13 protein-coding genes are annotated in these 15,879 nt (G+C 60.9%); 7 read left to right on the top strand and 6 right to left on the bottom strand.

The window, feature by feature from the left end; translation table 11 throughout:
* Window position 1 precedes the first annotated feature (1 nt).
* The 4 genes from ACR3YK_RS11965 to ACR3YK_RS11950 all read left to right on the top strand — a co-directional run bounded on the left by ACR3YK_RS11965 (window position 2) and on the right by ACR3YK_RS11950 (window position 6,240).
* The gene (locus ACR3YK_RS11965) at window positions 2–769 is read left to right on the top strand and encodes a hypothetical protein (protein ID WP_486175076.1); all 768 of its coding nucleotides are present in this window, start codon (window positions 2–4) and stop codon (window positions 767–769) included.
* An 82-nt stretch (window positions 770–851) separates the two neighbouring features.
* Window positions 852–2,438, top strand: coding sequence for a DNA polymerase Y family protein (locus ACR3YK_RS11960; protein ID WP_486175075.1), 1,587 nt, complete (start codon window positions 852–854; stop codon window positions 2,436–2,438).
* Window positions 2,438–5,881, top strand: a complete 3,444-nt coding sequence (locus tag ACR3YK_RS11955) for an error-prone DNA polymerase (RefSeq protein WP_486175074.1) — start codon at window positions 2,438–2,440, stop codon at window positions 5,879–5,881. Before ACR3YK_RS11960 ends, ACR3YK_RS11955 begins: the two co-directional genes overlap by 1 nt.
* A gap of 155 nt (window positions 5,882–6,036) precedes the next feature.
* On the top strand, window positions 6,037–6,240 hold the full coding sequence (locus tag ACR3YK_RS11950) for a cold-shock protein (protein WP_100389010.1): 204 nt from the start codon (window positions 6,037–6,039) through the stop codon (window positions 6,238–6,240).
* Window positions 6,241–6,439: 199 nt separating this feature from the next.
* Here the strand turns inward: ACR3YK_RS11950 and ACR3YK_RS11945 are convergent, their stop codons facing one another.
* The 3 genes from ACR3YK_RS11945 to ACR3YK_RS11935 form a co-directional block, all read right to left on the bottom strand.
* Window positions 6,440–8,209 (bottom strand): DEAD/DEAH box helicase, encoded by a 1,770-nt coding sequence (locus ACR3YK_RS11945; RefSeq protein WP_486175073.1) that lies wholly within the window; start codon window positions 8,207–8,209, stop codon window positions 6,440–6,442.
* 93 nt (window positions 8,210–8,302) lie between these two features.
* Entirely contained in the window at window positions 8,303–9,550 is a 1,248-nt protein-coding gene (gene dinB, locus ACR3YK_RS11940) for a DNA polymerase IV (protein ID WP_486175072.1), read from the bottom strand.
* A 141-nt stretch (window positions 9,551–9,691) separates the two neighbouring features.
* Window positions 9,692–9,955 carry a GlsB/YeaQ/YmgE family stress response membrane protein gene (locus ACR3YK_RS11935; RefSeq protein ID WP_100389007.1) on the bottom strand — a complete coding sequence of 88 codons (264 nt, stop codon included), beginning with the start codon at window positions 9,953–9,955 and terminating at the stop codon, window positions 9,692–9,694.
* 154 nt (window positions 9,956–10,109) lie between these two features.
* Between ACR3YK_RS11935 and ACR3YK_RS11930 the strand changes: the two genes are divergently transcribed.
* Window positions 10,110–10,871 carry an SGNH/GDSL hydrolase family protein gene (locus tag ACR3YK_RS11930; protein WP_486175071.1) on the top strand — a complete coding sequence of 254 codons (762 nt, stop codon included), beginning with the start codon at window positions 10,110–10,112 and terminating at the stop codon, window positions 10,869–10,871.
* A gap of 124 nt (window positions 10,872–10,995) precedes the next feature.
* Here ACR3YK_RS11930 and ACR3YK_RS11925 read toward each other — a convergent pair whose 3' ends face one another.
* The 3 genes from ACR3YK_RS11925 to ACR3YK_RS11915 all read right to left on the bottom strand — a co-directional run bounded on the left by ACR3YK_RS11925 (window position 10,996) and on the right by ACR3YK_RS11915 (window position 14,278).
* On the bottom strand, window positions 10,996–12,102 hold the full coding sequence (locus ACR3YK_RS11925; RefSeq protein ID WP_486175070.1) for a fatty acid desaturase family protein: 1,107 nt from the start codon (window positions 12,100–12,102) through the stop codon (window positions 10,996–10,998).
* Between the two features lie 111 nt (window positions 12,103–12,213).
* Window positions 12,214–13,440, bottom strand: a complete 1,227-nt coding sequence (locus ACR3YK_RS11920) for a D-alanyl-D-alanine carboxypeptidase family protein (RefSeq protein WP_486175069.1) — start codon at window positions 13,438–13,440, stop codon at window positions 12,214–12,216.
* A 34-nt stretch (window positions 13,441–13,474) separates the two neighbouring features.
* Complete coding sequence (locus ACR3YK_RS11915; protein ID WP_486175068.1) at window positions 13,475–14,278, bottom strand: TrmH family RNA methyltransferase; 804 nt, start codon at window positions 14,276–14,278, stop codon at window positions 13,475–13,477.
* Between the two features lie 82 nt (window positions 14,279–14,360).
* Between ACR3YK_RS11915 and ACR3YK_RS11910 the strand changes: the two genes are divergently transcribed.
* Together ACR3YK_RS11910 and ACR3YK_RS11905 are read left to right on the top strand one after the other, a co-directional pair.
* Window positions 14,361–15,191, top strand: coding sequence for a Sir2 family NAD-dependent protein deacetylase (locus ACR3YK_RS11910; protein WP_486175067.1), 831 nt, complete (start codon window positions 14,361–14,363; stop codon window positions 15,189–15,191).
* Window positions 15,192–15,246: 55 nt separating this feature from the next.
* Window positions 15,247–15,879 carry a histidine phosphatase family protein gene (locus tag ACR3YK_RS11905; protein ID WP_486175066.1) on the top strand — a complete coding sequence of 211 codons (633 nt, stop codon included), beginning with the start codon at window positions 15,247–15,249 and terminating at the stop codon, window positions 15,877–15,879.

Here is a 15,879-nt window from a genome sequence, read left to right as displayed (position 1 = left end):
TATGTTCGAATATGAACAGGTGCTCCCTGTATCTGCCGCAGCCGCTTCAGCGACCGCTGAAGACCTTTCGGCTGCGGAACGCGTCGCTGAATTGCAGGCGCGCATCAGCGCCATGCAGTCCCGCACGCTCAGTTCGAAACTCATTCCCACGCATCCCGTTATCGCTTCTTTGTTGCCCGGTGGCGGCCTGCAGCAGGGCAGCGTCTATTCGATCGATAGTTCGGCGATGCTGCTCATGACGCTTTTGGCTGCGCCCTCCGCAGCGGGATCGTGGTGCGCAGTTGTTGGAGTGCCCGAGTTTGGCATTGAAGCAGCCCAGCGTTTCGGGGTCGACCTCGAACGGCTCGTGCTGGTGCCGCATCCGGGTGATCAGTGGTTGACGGTAACGGCAGCGATCGCCGACGTGGTCGATGTCGTGGTGGCGAGGCCGCCGCGTCGTGCGTCAGACTCTGCGGTTGCCAGGCTCGCTTCGCGCCTGCGGCAACGCAAGTCCACGCTTCTCATGGTCGGCTCCTGGCCGCAGAGCGAAGCGATGCTGTCTCTCGGCGAAAGCCGGTGGCATGGCATTGGTGAGGGTCACGGGCACTTGGCCGCGCGCGAGGTCACGATCACGGTGACAAGCAAGAATGCGGGGCGCCCCCGCAGCGCCCGGGTCTGGTTGCCGGATGCTGCGCAGACCGTTCGCTCGTACAGCGCTGCGGATTCTCCTGCCGAGTCTGATTCTGCTCCCCCGAAGCTGCGGCCAGTTCCACACCGGGTGTCGGCGTGATGATGTTGGCGGCCATTGCAATGGCGGCGATTGTAATGGCGGCCGCGATGAAGGCGGCCGCGACAGCGCTGGCGGTGGCAGCGTGAGTTCGGCATCGACGGTTCCAGAATCGCTGCCGCGAGTTCTCGTGGTGTGGGCTCCGGACTGGCCGATTGTTGCTGCCCGCCAGCACGAGAAGCTGTCGGCGGATGCTCCCCTGGTTCTCGTCGAGAAGGGTCTCGTGTTCGCGGCGGCGGCATCCGCTCGCGCCGAGGGCGTCACGAGGGGGTTGCGACTGCGGGAGGCCCAGTCGCGTTTTCCCGGCATCATTGACCGGCCCTACGATCCGGCTCTCGATAGCCGTGCCTTCGAGCCGGTGTTGGCGGCGGTAGAAGAGTTGATTCCCGGAGTGCAGTTGTTGCGACCGGGAATGTGTGCCGTGAAGGTACGCGGAGCTGCCCAGTACTACGGCGGTGAAAAAGCTGCGGCATTGACAGTGATTGCTCGAGTGAATGAGATCGCGGCCTCCGATGCTCGGGTGGGGGTAGCGGATGCGCTCTTCACGGCGGTTCACGCTGCCCGCAGCACCATCGCTCGTGATCCGCGTTCGCGGGCTAGCCACGTGCGCGTGGTCGCGGCCGGTGACTCTGCTGCGTTCTTGGCTCCACTTCCCTTGGCGGTACTTGAGGAGCCCCAGATCGTTTCGCTGTTGACGAAGCTGGGGATTTCAACGCTCGGCGAATTTGCACGCCTCGATCACACCGACGTTCGCATTCGTTTCGGTGAGCCGGGAGCGCGCTTGCACGCTCTTGCCAGCGGCCGCGACCCGCAGGCGTTTGTGGCCCGCACTCCCCCACTCGACCTTGATGTCGTTCTTGATTTTGAGCCAGCGCTCGACCGCGTCGATCAGGTGGCATTTGCGGTTCGTAGCCGTGCCGACGACTTTATTGATGCCCTGATGCGGGCCCAGTTGGTAGCGACGGCGATCCGGGTCGAACTCGATTCCGAATCGGGCGAGGTAGCCGAACGGGTGTGGCTGCATCCCCGTTCCTTCAGTGCCAGCGATGTTGTTGATCGAGTGCGGTGGCAAGTACAAGGCTCTAACCTCATCGAGGCAGGGCTCAGTTCAGGCATAAGTCGAGTACGCATTGTTCCCGAAACCGTGGATGAGATTGGTCACCACGAGACCGGACTGTGGGGTTCCGGGCTCGAGCCCCGCATTCACCATGGTCTTTCTCGAGTGCAGAGCATGCTCGGCCACGGAGGTGTTCTTGTGCCGTCGATTGAGGGCGGGCGCACCCTCAGCTCCCGCCAGCGACTCACGGCGTGGGGCGACCGCAGCGTTGCCGAGCGATCTCCCGAACGACCGTGGCCTGGCGCATTGCCCGATCCCCTGCCAGGAACGGTTTTTTCCAGTCGTCACGCCGTTCATGTTTTTGCGGCGGACGGAACTGCCGTGGCTGTGGATGAGCGGGGCCAGATTCTGGCGCCACCCGCCCGGTTCTCGACAAGCGATTCGCGATCGCGCAGTCTCACAGCATGGGCGGGGCCGTGGCCTCTTGCTGAACGCTGGTGGGAGGCGGGGTCGTCAGGTCCCTCCTGGCGGTTCCAAGCTGTTGATGACACCGGCTGTGCCTGGCTTCTCGTACTCGATAACGGCGGCTGGTGGGCTGAAGCGAGGTATGACTAATGGCCTGGAGTAATCCGCCTATCTCGTGGAAGAAGCTGGAGCGCACGCTGTCGGGCTTCGGCACGGTCACGCCGATCGGTGAAGCTGGTGATGGGCGTGCCCAGTCTCTCGTGTCGAGCAAACGAGCGCCTTACATCGCGCCGGTGGAACCACCGACTGACGCCACCGTGGCACCCGCGAACGCCGGCGACGTCGTGCCCTATGCCGAACTGCACGCGCATTCCAGTTTCAGTTTTCTTGATGGCGCGAGCATGCCCGAAAAACTTGCCGAAGAGGCGGCCCGCTTGGGGCTGAGCGCGCTTGCTCTTACCGACCACGATGGGCTGTACGGCATCGTGCGCATGGCAGAAGCGGCAGCCGAACTGGGATTGCGAACGATGTTTGGGGCCGAGCTATCGCTGGGGCTTAGCGGTCCGCAGAACGGCATCGCCGATCCCGAGGGCGACCACCTTCTTGTGTTGGCGCGCAAAGAAGAGGGCTATCACCGTCTCGCTTTGGCGATTACTCGTGCCCAGCTTGCCGGTGGAGAAAAGGGGCGGCCGTGGTACGACCTCGATGAGTTGGCCGAGTTGGCATCAGGCCACTGGTTCATTCTTACCGGATGCCGCAAAGGAGCAGTACGTCGAGCGCTAGCGGGCCCCGATGGCACGAACGCTCCCACCGCGGAATCACTGCTCGCAGCCGGAGGAGAGCTCGACACCCTCTGCACGCTGTTCGGGCACGACTCGATAGTTGTCGAGCTCTTCGATCACGGCTATCCACTCGATTCGGCATACAACGATGCCCTCTATGGCTTAGCTGCAGAGCGTGGATTGCGGGTTGTCGCTACCTCGAACGCTCACTACGCCACTCCCCGCCAACACCACTTGCACTCTGCGATTTCGGCGGTGCGAGCCCGGCGCAGTCTCGACGAGATGGATGGCTGGCTCCCCGCAGCAGGAACCGCGCACTTGCGATCAGGGGCTGAGATGGCTGCGCGGTTCGCTCACTATCCCGGGGTGGTAGCCGAGACGGTGCAGATTGCACAAGAGGCCGCTTTCGAGTTGCGGCAGGCAAAACCTGCCCTGCCCGATCAGGAGGTTCCTGAGGGCCATACTCCGGCGAGTTGGTTACGTGAACTGACATGGGCGGGAGTGAAAGATCGTTCCATTGAACTGTCTGACGAGAATCGGGCCCGCATTCAGCGTGAGCTCGATGTGATCGAGGAAAAGAGTTTTGCCGGCTACTTCTTGATCGTGCACGACATTGTGGCCTTTGCTCGGGGGCGAGGAATCTTGTGCCAGGGGCGCGGCTCAGCCGCGAGTTCTGTGGTCTGTTACCTCCTCAAGATCACTGCGGTTGATCCCATTCGCTACAAACTCCCCTTCGAGCGTTTCATTTCGGCGATGCGCGAAGAAGAGCCAGACATCGACGTCGACTTCGATTCCGAGCGCCGCGAAGAAGTCATTCAGTATGTCTTTGAGCGCTACGGGCGCGAGAACGCCGCTCAAGTGGCCAATGTGATTCAGTACCGTCCTCGTTTCGCCGTGCGGGATATGGCGAAAGCACTCGGTCATAGCCCCGGGCAGCAGGATGCGTGGTCGAAGCAAATGGAACGCTGGGGCTCTGATGTCTCGGGAATCGACCACGACATCCCCGATTCGGTGTTGGAGCTTGCCCAGCAGGTCATGAAGTTTCCCCGGCACTTGGGCATCCATTCGGGCGGCATGGTGTTGACCCAGCGTCCGGTCGGCGAAGTGGTGCCGATCGAGCACGCGCGCAAAGAGAAGCGCACGGTGGTGCAGTGGGATAAAGATGATTGCGCTTGGATGGGGTTGGTCAAGTTCGATCTGCTCGGCCTTGGCATCCTCTCGGCCATGCAGTACAGCTTTGATTTGGTCGATGAGGCTCTCGGTGAACGCTGGGATCTCGCCACGATCCCGGCCGAAGAGCAGGGCGTCTACGACCAACTCTGTCGAGCGGATGCCATCGGTGTCTTTCAGGTCGAGAGCCGTGCCCAAATGGGGCTGTTGCCCCGCCTCCAGCCGCGCGAGTTCTATCACCTTGTCGTGGAGATCGCGCTTGTGCGCCCCGGCCCGATCCAGGGTGGTGCCGTGCACCCCTATGTTCGCCGCAAGATGGGCGCAGAACCGATTACTTATCTGCATCCCAACCTTGTGGAGCCGCTCGAGCGCACCCTCGGGGTGCCCATCTTTCAAGAGCAACTCATGCAGATCGCTGTGGCAGTGGGCGGGTGTTCGGCCGATGACGCCGACCTGCTGCGGCGCGCGATGGGTTCTAAGCGCGGTATCGAGCGAATAGACAAGCTCCGGACCAAGCTCTATGCCGGAATGGCCAGCAATGGCATTACCGGGGCGGATGCCGACCGCATTTACGAAAGCATCCAAGCGTTTGCCGGTTTCGGTTTTGCCGAAAGTCACGCGCTGAGCTTTGGGCTGCTGGTTTATGCCAGCGCCTGGGTGCGACTGCACTACCCGGCAGCTTTTCTGGCGGCGCTATTGCGGGCGCAACCGATGGGCTTTTATTCGCCCCAGTCATTGGTGGCGGATGCTCGACGCCATGGTGTGGTCGTGCATGGTCCCGACATCCAGCTCTCGGGGGTTTTCGCTTCTCTCGAACCACACGAAGGTCGCAGGGGGGCAACGGGCAGCGATCAGTGCCTGGCTGCGGAGCAACCTCCCGTGGGCCCGTTCGATCGTTCTGCACCCTTTGACACCGACGACCACCGCCGTGATGGATCTTTTGCCGTACGGCTCGGTTTTGACGAGGTCAAGGGCATCGGCACGCCGGTCGCAGAGAAAATTGTGGCGGCGCGCGAGGCCGGCGAATTTACTTCGATGAACGATGTGGTGCGCCGGGTGGGTCTCACAACGAAACAATTGGAAGCATTGGCGGCAGCGGGAGCATTCGAAAGTCTCGAACTCACGAGACGCGAAGCGATGTGGAATGCCGGCTCGGCAGCCCAAGACCGTGAAGAGTTTTTGCCACACAGCATGGTGGCGGTACAACCGCCTCTCTTCTCGATGGCTACCGCGGTCGATGACCTCATGGCTGATCTCTGGTCGACCGGAATTTCGCCCGCCAGTCACCCCGTTGCCCACATCAGGCCCGCTCTGGCGCGCCGTGGTGTACTGAGCGCGAGCGATCTCCTGACTGCAGAATCGGGGCGTCGCATTGAAATTGGGGGCGTAGTGACCCACCGTCAACGCCCCGCCACTGCCAGCGGAATCACTTTTATGAATATCGAGGATGAGACGGGCCTGATCAATGTGATCTGCAGCGTCGGAGTGTGGGGGCGCTATCGGCGCGTCGCTCGAGATAGTGCCGCTCTTATCGTCCGCGGGGTACTGGAAAGGTCAGCTGACGGCGTGATCAATGTGATTGCTGACCGTTGTGAACCACTGTCAGGACTCCCCCGCACTCACTCTCGTGACTTTCATTAGTGACCAATTCATTACCGTTATGTGACTTTTTCGAAATACATGACACATGCAGGGCTTTCCTGCTATAGCCTTAGGCAATCGTTCATGTTCTAGACAAAGGCATGAATGCGGCCTCGACTGTCGGGGCCTGAAGAACGCTCCTGGAGGAGTTTTAAATGGCACTAGGTACCGTCAAGTGGTTCAACGCAGAAAAGGGCTTTGGATTCATCGCCCCCGAGGACGGAAGTCCTGACGTGTTCGCCCACTACTCGGCCATCGCAACAAATGGCTACAAGTCGCTCGACGAGAACCAAAAGGTTGAGTTTGACATCACACAGGGACCCAAGGGTCCCCAGGCGGAGAACATCCGCCCCCTCTGATCTTGATAGTTCAGTAACGAGAACGCCCCCGGTCCGATACCGGGGGCGTTTTCTTGTTAACGACGGCATTCTCGGAGTGCGTGCTCGCACGCACAGAGCTCGCACGCACAGACCGCACCGGGCGAGGTTTAGCCGTGCGCCGCCCCACGGCTTGATTCACGACGTGCGTATTCTGCTGTGGGAACGTTCGAGAGCGGCCTTAGGAGTGAAAACCTTTACGCAGGTAGTCGATGCGCGCCTGCAGTTGCGTCACGGTAGCCTGGGCGACCGCAGGGCCGCCACAGACGCGTCGAAGCTCGGCGTGGATCAATCCGTGCGGTTCGTTAGAAAGCTTCGCTCTGCGGCCCACGAGGTTGTTCAGCAGGGTTCGCTGCTCTTTGAGCGTGCGATACAGCGGAGCGGGTTGTTCAGCCTTCGGCCGGCTCTCAGCGCGCTTTGACTGACGCTTCTGGCGCTGCATGAGCAGCTCACGCACTTGCTCGGGCTCCAGAATGCCGGGAAGACCAATGAAGTCGAGCTCTTCGTCGCTACCCGGCTCGGCGGCAAAGCCGAACTCGGCGCCGTCGAATAGCACCCGGTCAAAGTTCGCCTCTGACTCCAGCGCTTCCCACGTGAACTCGTCCGCAAGTTCGTCGCTCGTCTTCTCTTCGCGGTTCTCCGCATCGAGCAGGCTGTCGTCGAGCAGTTCGTCGCCCGTTTCTTTGCGGTCGAGCGCATGGTCGCGCTCCTTTTCGAGCTTTCCTGCCAGGTTCATCAGGTTCGGAACACTCGGTAAGAAGATCGACGCAGTTTCGCCTCGGCGTCGGGTACGCACAAAGCGTCCTACCGCCTGGGCGAAATAGAGCGGGGTGGATGCCGACGTCGCGTAGACGCCAACCGCCAGTCGAGGAACGTCGACGCCCTCTGACACCATGCGCACAGCGACCATCCAGCGACTATCGCCCTCGGCGAAGGTCTCGATGCGCGACGACGACTCCTTCTCGTCAGAGAGAACGATCGTCGCGGACTCCCCCGTGATGTCCTTGATGAGTTTGGCGTAGGCGCGCGCCGCGAGCTGGTCTGTCGCGATCACGAGCCCTCCGGCATCCGGAACAGAGTGGCGGATCTCGCTGAGGCGACGGTCGGCCGCCCGCAGTACGGCTGGCATCCATTCGCCTTTGGGGTCGAGTGCTGTGCGCCAGGCCTGCGCAGTGACGTCTTTGGTGTCGCCTTCGCCGAGGCGCGCTTCCATCTCGTCGCCCATGCGCGTACGCCACTTCATCTTGCCGGCGTACGCCATAAAGATCACGGGGCGAACAACGCCGTCTTCGAGCGCGCGACCGTAGCCATAGCTGTAGTCGGTAACCGAGGTGCGGATGCCCTCATGATTGGGCGCGTAGGTGACGAAGGGAATGGGGGCAGTGTCACTGCGGAAGGGTGTTCCGGTAAGCGAGAGTCGGCGCGTGGCGCGACCGAAGGCTGTGTGGATCGCGTCGCCCCAGCTGAGAGCGTCACCACCGTGGTGCACCTCGTCGAGGATGACAAGGGTGCGGGCGGAGTCAGTGATCTCCTGGTGGAACGATGCCTTCATTGCCACCTGTGCGTAGGTGACGGCGACGCCGTGAAAACGACGGCCGCCCCACGCATCGCCATTGGAGAACGACGGGTTCAGGCGCAGACCAACGCGATTGGCAGCATCTGCCCACTGGCGTTTGAGGTGATCAGTCGGCGCAACAACGGTGACGCGGTCGATCTCGCGACGGGCGATGAGTTCAACGGCCAAGCGCAACGCGAAAGTGGTCTTGCCTGCGCCCGGTGTTGCGGCGGCGAGAAAGTCGCGGGGCTCTTTCTCGAAGTACAGGTCAAGCGCTTCTGCTTGCCAGGCCCGCAATTTGGATGCGGTGCCGCGGGCGGCGCGTTCAGGGTACGACGGTGAGAGATGTTCCGCCGCGAAGGTGCCCACGGTGGGGGCTGGCGATGGAGTACTCACTTGATAAGACTTTACCGTTCACTTCTGACAACCGCGTTCGTGTCGGCTGCGTTTTTTGGCCTGCTGCAAATTCCAAGCTGTTGAGGAAGAGAGCTAGTCGCGTTGGCCAAGCCGAGGACGCTCGGAGCGTTGCGTGCCGAGCAGGCGGGCTGGGCCGATAGCGCCGGTACCGAACCGAGCGGATGCCGCCTCCATGGCTTCTTCGGCATCCCGCCAGCCGTCGGTCGTGTCCCACAAGCTCAGCTGCCCGCCTCCGGGCTCGACGAGTTGCTCACCGCGCACGCCGACGAGGCGCACCGGTCGACCCTCGCGAGCGAAGTCGGCGTAGATGTCGCGCACGGTCTCGTACAGCGTGCGGCCGAGGTCGGTGGGGTCGGGAAGCTTGCGCGACCGAGTGATCGTGCTGAAGTCTTCGAAACGGAGTTTGAGCACGACGGTGCGCGCCTCGACGCGCCCGGCCCGCAATCGAGCGGCGACCTTGCCAGAAAGTCGAAGTAATTCTCGACGAATCTCATCGGTATCGAGCACGTTGTATTCAAACGTGGTCTCGTGCCCGATACTCTTCTCGGCGGCTCGTTCGACTACCGGGCGCGGGTCGTTGCCCCAGGCGAGGTTGTGCAGCTTGACTGCTCCCGCCTCGCCGACGGCGCGAGTGAGCGTTTCGCGATCTGCGTGGGCGACATGGGCAATGGTTGTGAATCCGCGCTGCTGGAGGGCCTCGGCCGTCTTGCCGCCAACGCCCCACAACGCGGAGATAGGAAGGGGGTGAAGAAATTCGACGGTCTTGTCGGCAGGGATGACCAGAAGTCCATCGGGCTTAGAGAGCCCGGATGCCACTTTTGCCACATACTTCGAACCAGCGGCTCCGACCGAGCACACCAGACCAGTTTCCTCGAAGACGCGCTTGCGTAGCAAAGTGGCCACCTCGATCGGCGAACCATAGATCGCGCGAGCTCCCGCAACATCCAAAAAGGCTTCATCGATTCCAAGTCGCTCGACTTTGGGGGTGAGTTGGTCGCAGATATCGAACACGACCGACGAAAAGTGCTGGTAGCGCTCAAAGTGTGGCTCGAGCACGATGGCGTGAGGGCAACGGCGCAGTGCCAGCGCCATGGGCATCGCCGAGTTCACGCCGAACTTGCGGGCCTCGTATGTTGCCGCCGTGACCACGGACCGAACTGAGTTGTGTCCGACGATCACGGGCTTGCCCACGAGCTCCGGATGATCCAAAAGCTCCACGGATGCGAAGAACGCATCCATGTCGACGTGGAGGATCGTGGCAGTGCTGTCGTCGACGCCCACCGCGGTTACGTGCCGCGTTCGACCGTCTTGCTTACCCATGTGCATATTGTCTCAGGTGCCGCTGACGTTGGTGCTTCGCCCTCGACTCAGCGCCCGCCCGTGGTGTCGTTGTGCGAACGCAACTAGGGCGGTGCACCGAAGTGCACCGCCATAGTTGTGAAGCTGTCTAGCTAAGAGTGTTTAGCGACGTGAGCCGCGCGTGATCAGTCCGTAGAGGAAGAGCACGAGTACCGAGCCGCCGATTGCGACGAGCCAAGTTTCGATCGAGAAGAATGTTTCGAGCTCGACACCGAAAATGGCACCTCCCACGAATCCTCCGACGAGAGCACCTACTACACCGAGCAGGAGTGTTGCGAGCCAACCGCCGCCTTGGCGTCCGGGCAGAATTGCCTTGGCGATTGCTCCGGCGATCAGTCCCAGTACGATCCAACCGATGATTCCCATTGTGTGTTCTCCAAACGGTGGTTAAGTGGTTCCCGGTGTGAGAACCAACAACGAAGACTCAACCATGTGCCCAGTACGAGGGTCAAAGTAATTCAGCGGGCTCACAGGAAGCATTCGGGTCGCGCACAGTGTAATTTTGGGGCAGGCTAGAAGTATGCAAGAGGAACATCCGTGGAGTAGATATGTCGCAATTGGCGACTCCTTTACAGAAGGAATCGGCGATCCCGAGCCCAATTCCCCCGGGGGTAATCGAGGCTGGGCAGATCGTGTGGCCGAGGTGCTTGGCTCGCGTAAAGCGGACTTCGCGTACGCCAACTTGGCTATTCGTGGTCGCCTACTCAACCAGATCACGACTGAGCAACTGCAGCCCGCGCTCGACTTGAAGCCTGACCTCATCAGCGTTTCTGCGGGGGGCAACGACATCATCCGCCCCGGTTCAGATCCCGACGAGGTTGCTGGCCGTGTCGACGACCTTGTGCGTCAGCTACGCAGTGATGGCGCCACGGTCCTACTTTTTACCGGTCCCGATATCGGGATGACCCCGATTTTGAACCGCATGCGCGGCAAGGTAGCCATTTACAACGAGAACGTTCGCGCCATCGCTCAGCGCCATGACGCCATCGTGGCGGACATGTGGTCGCTGCGCGAGCTGAGCGATCCGCGCATGTGGGCCCCCGATCGTTTGCACTTCTCCGCAGTGGGGCACCACACAGTTGCCCGGATGGTGCTGGATGCTCTTAATGTCGACAATGATCTCGAACCTTTTCAGCCCGAGCCGCTTCCTCCGCGACGGTGGCGTCAGGCGAGGGTTGACGATATCGGTTGGGCTCGCGAGCACCTCGTGCCGTGGGTGCTGCGTCGCGTTCGCCATCAGTCGTCGGGCGACAACATCACTCCTAAACGCCCGGGCTTCTAGTGTGTTCGAGCTCAGTGCTGTCCTCCGGCTCCTGCTACCTCGTTAGAAGTTGCCGTGCGCCGTGTGAACGCAAAAAAGGCCCTCACCTGGTGGTGAGGACCTTTTCTGTGAACTCGAGCGGCAGTTAGCCGCTATAGCCGGTGCGTCCGGCTGCAGGGCAGTCGAACGGATCGCCATCGGCGCCCAGACCCACCTCGTTGAGGTGGCGAATAACGATGCCATAGGACGTAAAGAGACCGACCTCGGTGTACTTGATGTCCTTGGTCTTGCAGTATTCTTTGACGATCTCTTGCGCGCGGCGCAGGTGCGGTCGCGGCATAGTCGGGAACAAGTGATGCTCGATCTGGTAGTTGAGGCCGCCCATGAAGTGGTTCATGAAGTGACCGCTACGGATGTTGCGGCTCGTGAGTACCTGACGGCGCAGGAAGTCGACCTTGGAGCCCTTGGGCAGGATCGGCATTCCCTTGTGGTTGGGCGCGAATGATGCGCCCATGTAGAGACCGAAGATTCCCATTTGCACGCCGAGGAAGGCGAAAGCCATTCCGAGGGGCAGGAAGCTGAACACGATCGCGAGGTAACCGATGTTGCGAACAAGCAACAGCGTGATCTCAAGCCAACGCTTGTCGACCTTCTTCTTGAAGTTGAAAACTTCTTGGAAGGCGTGCGAATGCAGGTTGAAGCCCTCAAGCAGGAGTGCAGGGAAGAACAGGTAGCCCTGGCGGTTCGCCATGAACTTAGTGAGTCCCTTGAGGCCGACTGCCTTTTCCTTCTGGAAAATGATGAAGTCAGTCTCAATGTCAGGATCTTTGTCGACAGTGTTGGGGTTCGCGTGGTGACGCGAATGCTTGTTCATCCACCACGCGTAGCTGATGCCGACCACGAGGTCGGACATCAACCGGCCGAGCGTGTCGTTGAGCTTGCTCGACTGGAAGACCTGGCGATGAGCCAACTCGTGGGTCAAGAAAGCGTATTGCGTGAAGATGATTCCCATCGCTGCGGCGATGAGGAGGACGTACCACGTGCCGGCGAGCATCGCGAAGCCGACCCAGGCGCCAGCCATGGCGAGGGTGAGGACGGCAAAAGTGGTGATGTAAAAGCGTTTGCTGCGACGCAGCAGGCCGGCCTCGCGCACTGTGCGCAAGAGAGCGGCGAAATCGCTCATCTGGCTACCGACGCCGCGGGGACCAGTTTTAATTACACGTACGGGATCGGCTGAGAGAGAACTACTCACGTGACCTCAGATATTTTCGAATGACTTCCCAGTCATGTGACAAGCGAGCAGGTGCTCCAGATACACTCCACCATATCCCGGCAGCCTGTGAGCGCCGTGTCTATTCGGTAACTAAAACATTGCGGCCGGATTTGTCAGTCTCCACCATGGCCCTGGATCGTCAATCTCGCCGCTCAAAACCAGCGGCACGCTAAACGCCTCGTCTCCGACCCGGAATTCCACGGTTCCTGCGCTCTCCCCGGCATCTGCGGTGCGCACAGCCGGCACATTCACGCTCATCGAAATCTCGTCTTCGCCCCACACGACTGCCTTGACGGTGGACTCCGAGATGGCGGATGCTTCGTCGCCCCACGGCGTGTCATATTCGGCGAACTCTTCGTCAACGCTGGCGAGCGTCACTTCGGAGTAACCGGCGGTCGCATCCGCAATGAGTTCCTGGATCGCGGCGTTAATCGTGGGATGGTCTGGCCCGCCCACGACGGCGCCAACCAGCGTAATCACGGTGTCACCAACGGAAACATCAGCCGAGAAGAGAAGGCACGACCAACCCTCGTCAAGGGTTCCCGTCTTAATTCCATCTACGCCGTCGATGCCGAGGAGCTTGTTGCTGTTGCTGACCGTACCGATACCGGGGATCTCTGCAGTCGAGCTCGACACGATCTGTGCGATGACGGGATTCTCGATGGCCAACCGCGCGATCTCGGTCAGATCAGCTGCCGTGCTGCGATTGGTTTCTTGGATGCCCGATGCTTCAGTGAGCGTTGTGTCTGCCAGGCCCTTGCTGTCTAGCCACGCCGCTGCTGCGGCAACGAATGCTTCTTCGGAGCCGAAAGCCCAGCGGGCTAGGGATTGGGCGTAGTTATTGGCCGACGGGAGCAAGACGACCGTCAAGACGTCGCGTTGCGAGAGCTGTTGGCCGTTATAGACGGGGGTGACTGATCCGTACTGGGCGAGCTGGTCGTAATAGTAGTTGACGTCCGTTTGATCAAAGGTAATGGTCGGTCCCGCTTCATCCGGAGCGAGTGGTTTGGCATCGAGAACGACCAGCGACGTAATGATCTTCGTGATAGACGCAATCGGCACAGCGTCTGCGGTACCGGCTTGAGCTAAGACGCCAGGGCGGCCGAGAGCCCCGATTGCCGAAGCGCCGTATCCCGGAAGAGTAATTTCAGGTGCTGCTACTTCGGGATCAGCTACCGGAACCACGTTCGCGGAGATTGCATCGAGAGGGGCTAGCAACGTCAGGGGTAAATAGAACGTCAACGAGAATGCAACGGCTACAGCGGAGAAAACGACGATTCGACGACGTCGAAAGATTTGGCGTTGAGTCAGCGGCACCGGATAACGCTAACAGGTGTGGGGCTGTCGAAACCTAGCGCACCCGAAGTGTGTACATCCCCACCGCACTTGCCGCGGCAACGTTGAGCGAATCGACTCCGTGCATCATCGGAATCTTCACGACGGTGTCGGCAGTTTCGATAGTGCTGCGCGAGAGACCGTCGCCTTCTGTGCCGAGAATGAGAGCTACTCGCTCGGCTGCTGTCGCGGCAAAAGTATCGAGGTCAACCGAGTCATCGTTGAGGGCGAGCGCGGCGAGATGGAACCCTGCAGCCTTGAGCTCGGCGGCGTCTTCGGGCCAGTTCGGGATGCGTGTCCAGGGCACCTGCAGCACCGTGCCCATGCTCACGCGAACGCTGCGGCGGTACAGGGGGTCTGCGCAGCGGGGTGTGATCAGCACTGCGTCGGCGCCCAGAGCAGCCGCCGAGCGAAAGATCGCACCGACGTTGGTGTGGTCAACGATGTCTTCGAGAATGACGACGCGTCGGGCATCCTTGACCAGATCGGCAACCGTGGGCAGAACAGGGCGATGCATGGATGCCAAAGCACCCCGGTGCAGGTTGAAGCCGGTCAACTGCTCGAGCAAGTCTGATTCACCCACGTAGACCGGCGTATCGGAGTCTCCCAGCAGTTCAGCGACGTCGTCGAGCCACTGCTCCAAAACTAAGATCGCACGCGGCTGATGGCCGGCACGCAGCGCACGAGCGATCACCTTCGACGACTCGGCGATGTAGAGACCACCGGCGGGTTCGGTGCGACGACGAAGCGCGACGTCCGTGAGGTTAGCGAAGTCGCTGAGGCGAGGATCGGAGAGATCGGTGACTAGGATGACGTTCACGGTATGTTCCCAACTGTGCGGTTTCGCCATCAGGTGAATCTCTCATGGCGCTTATCGTGCTCGAAGTGCTTACGCTTGAAGTGTGAATACACTCCCGCTCAGCGACGATATTGATCGTGCTGCCGAGTTTCTTCAGGGCAAGCTGATTAGCGTACTCACTGGCGCTGGCATCAGCACCGATTCGGGCATACCCGATTATCGCGGTGAAGGCGCCGCAGTGCGCAATCCGATGACCTTCCAGCAGTTTCAGAGCTCGCCGGAATTCCGTCAACGATATTGGGCGGGCAGTCACCTCGGCTGGAAGCGTTTCGCGGCCTCCACGCCCAACGACGGCCATGAGGCGCTTGCCGCATTCGAGCGCTTGGGCCTCAGCAACGGCATCGTCACCCAAAATGTCGACGGACTGCATTTGCGGGCAGGCTCCAAGCGCGTTGTCGACGTCCATGGCAGCATTGACCGAGCTCGATGCTTGCGTTGCGGTCAGTACTTTGCACGTACTCCCCTAGCCGCACGGATCTCCGAACTGAATCCTTGGCTCGAAGAGTCCGACTCCCTCACTCTTAACCCCGACGGTGATGCCGACGTGCATAACGTCGATGACTTCATCGTTCCCGATTGCACGGTGTGCGGTGGGCTGTTGAAGCCGGATGTCGTGTTCTTTGGCGAGTTCGTGCCGACGCGAAAGTTCCAACTTGGTGCCGCGCTCGTGGACCAATCAGAGGCCATGATCGTCGCCGGGTCCTCTCTCGTGGTGAATTCCGGTATCCGCTTGGTCGAACGCGCGATGCGCAAGAAGATTCCGCTCGTGATCATCAACCGCGGAACGACAAAGGCCGATCGTCGAGCCGACGTTAAGATTGACGGTGGCGCTTCTGCGGTTCTTGGCGAACTCGTGGAACGGCTAGCCGCGTAGTAACCGGCGCATCTCAGCTCGCCCGCGCTGAGTCCTGACTTTCGAATGGAGCGTTGTGTTCATCTATCTCGTGCGGCACGGTGAAACCGACTGGAATCTTCAACGTCGCATTCAGGGCAGTACCGACATTCCGCTCAACGACACAGGTCGTGCTCAAGCTCGAACCACCGGTGCTCTCCTCGCTCGCCGCCGATGGGACGGCATTTTCGCCAGCCCCTTATCGCGCGCCATGGAAACTGCCGAGATCATCGCCGCTGAGGTGGGGCTGTCAGCACCCCAGCCCATCCCCGCCGTGGTTGAACGCAATTACGGCGTTGCGGAGGGGCGCACCGCCGAGGAGATCGATGCCATTTATTCGGCGGATATCGAAGTCCCGGGTCGAGAATCGCGAGAGTCTGTTGTCGAGAGAGTTCTTCCCGCGCTCGTGACGCTCGCCGAAGAGCACCCCGGTGAGTCGATCATCGTGGTTGCCCACGGAGGCGTCATTGCCGCCGTTCTTGCCGCGGTCGCTCCCGATCACCCTCATGGTCGGATCGCCAACGGCTCAGTGCACAGTTTCCGTCACGACGACGGATCTCTGACGTTGGTGGACTTTGACGACCCGATTGAAGACGAGTCGGAACGCCAGGGCGGCGAAGACTTTGCTGCTCAGAACGCTCTCGCTCGGCGCGAAAGTACCCTTGAGTAG

This window comes from Salinibacterium sp. 10G20-15, from assembly GCF_057365065.1.
Note: the sequence above shows the minus strand (reverse complement) of the source record. Positions and strands in the feature narration are given on the sequence as shown.

Bases quoted from the DNA above. Each gene is read 5' to 3' on its own strand.
- ACR3YK_RS11955 (WP_486175074.1), top strand. From the start codon at position 2,438: ATGGCCTGGAGTAATCCGCCTATCTCGTGGAAGAAGCTGGAGCGCACG.
- ACR3YK_RS11935 (WP_100389007.1), bottom strand. From the start codon at position 9,955: ATGGGAATCATCGGTTGGATCGTACTGGGACTGATCGCCGGAGCAATC.
- ACR3YK_RS11950 (WP_100389010.1), top strand. From the start codon at position 6,037: ATGGCACTAGGTACCGTCAAGTGGTTCAACGCAGAAAAGGGCTTTGGA.
- ACR3YK_RS11930 (WP_486175071.1), top strand. From the start codon at position 10,110: ATGCAAGAGGAACATCCGTGGAGTAGATATGTCGCAATTGGCGACTCC.
- dinB (WP_486175072.1), bottom strand. From the start codon at position 9,550: ATGGGTAAGCAAGACGGTCGAACGCGGCACGTAACCGCGGTGGGCGTC.
- ACR3YK_RS11965 (WP_486175076.1), top strand. From the start codon at position 2: ATGTTCGAATATGAACAGGTGCTCCCTGTATCTGCCGCAGCCGCTTCA.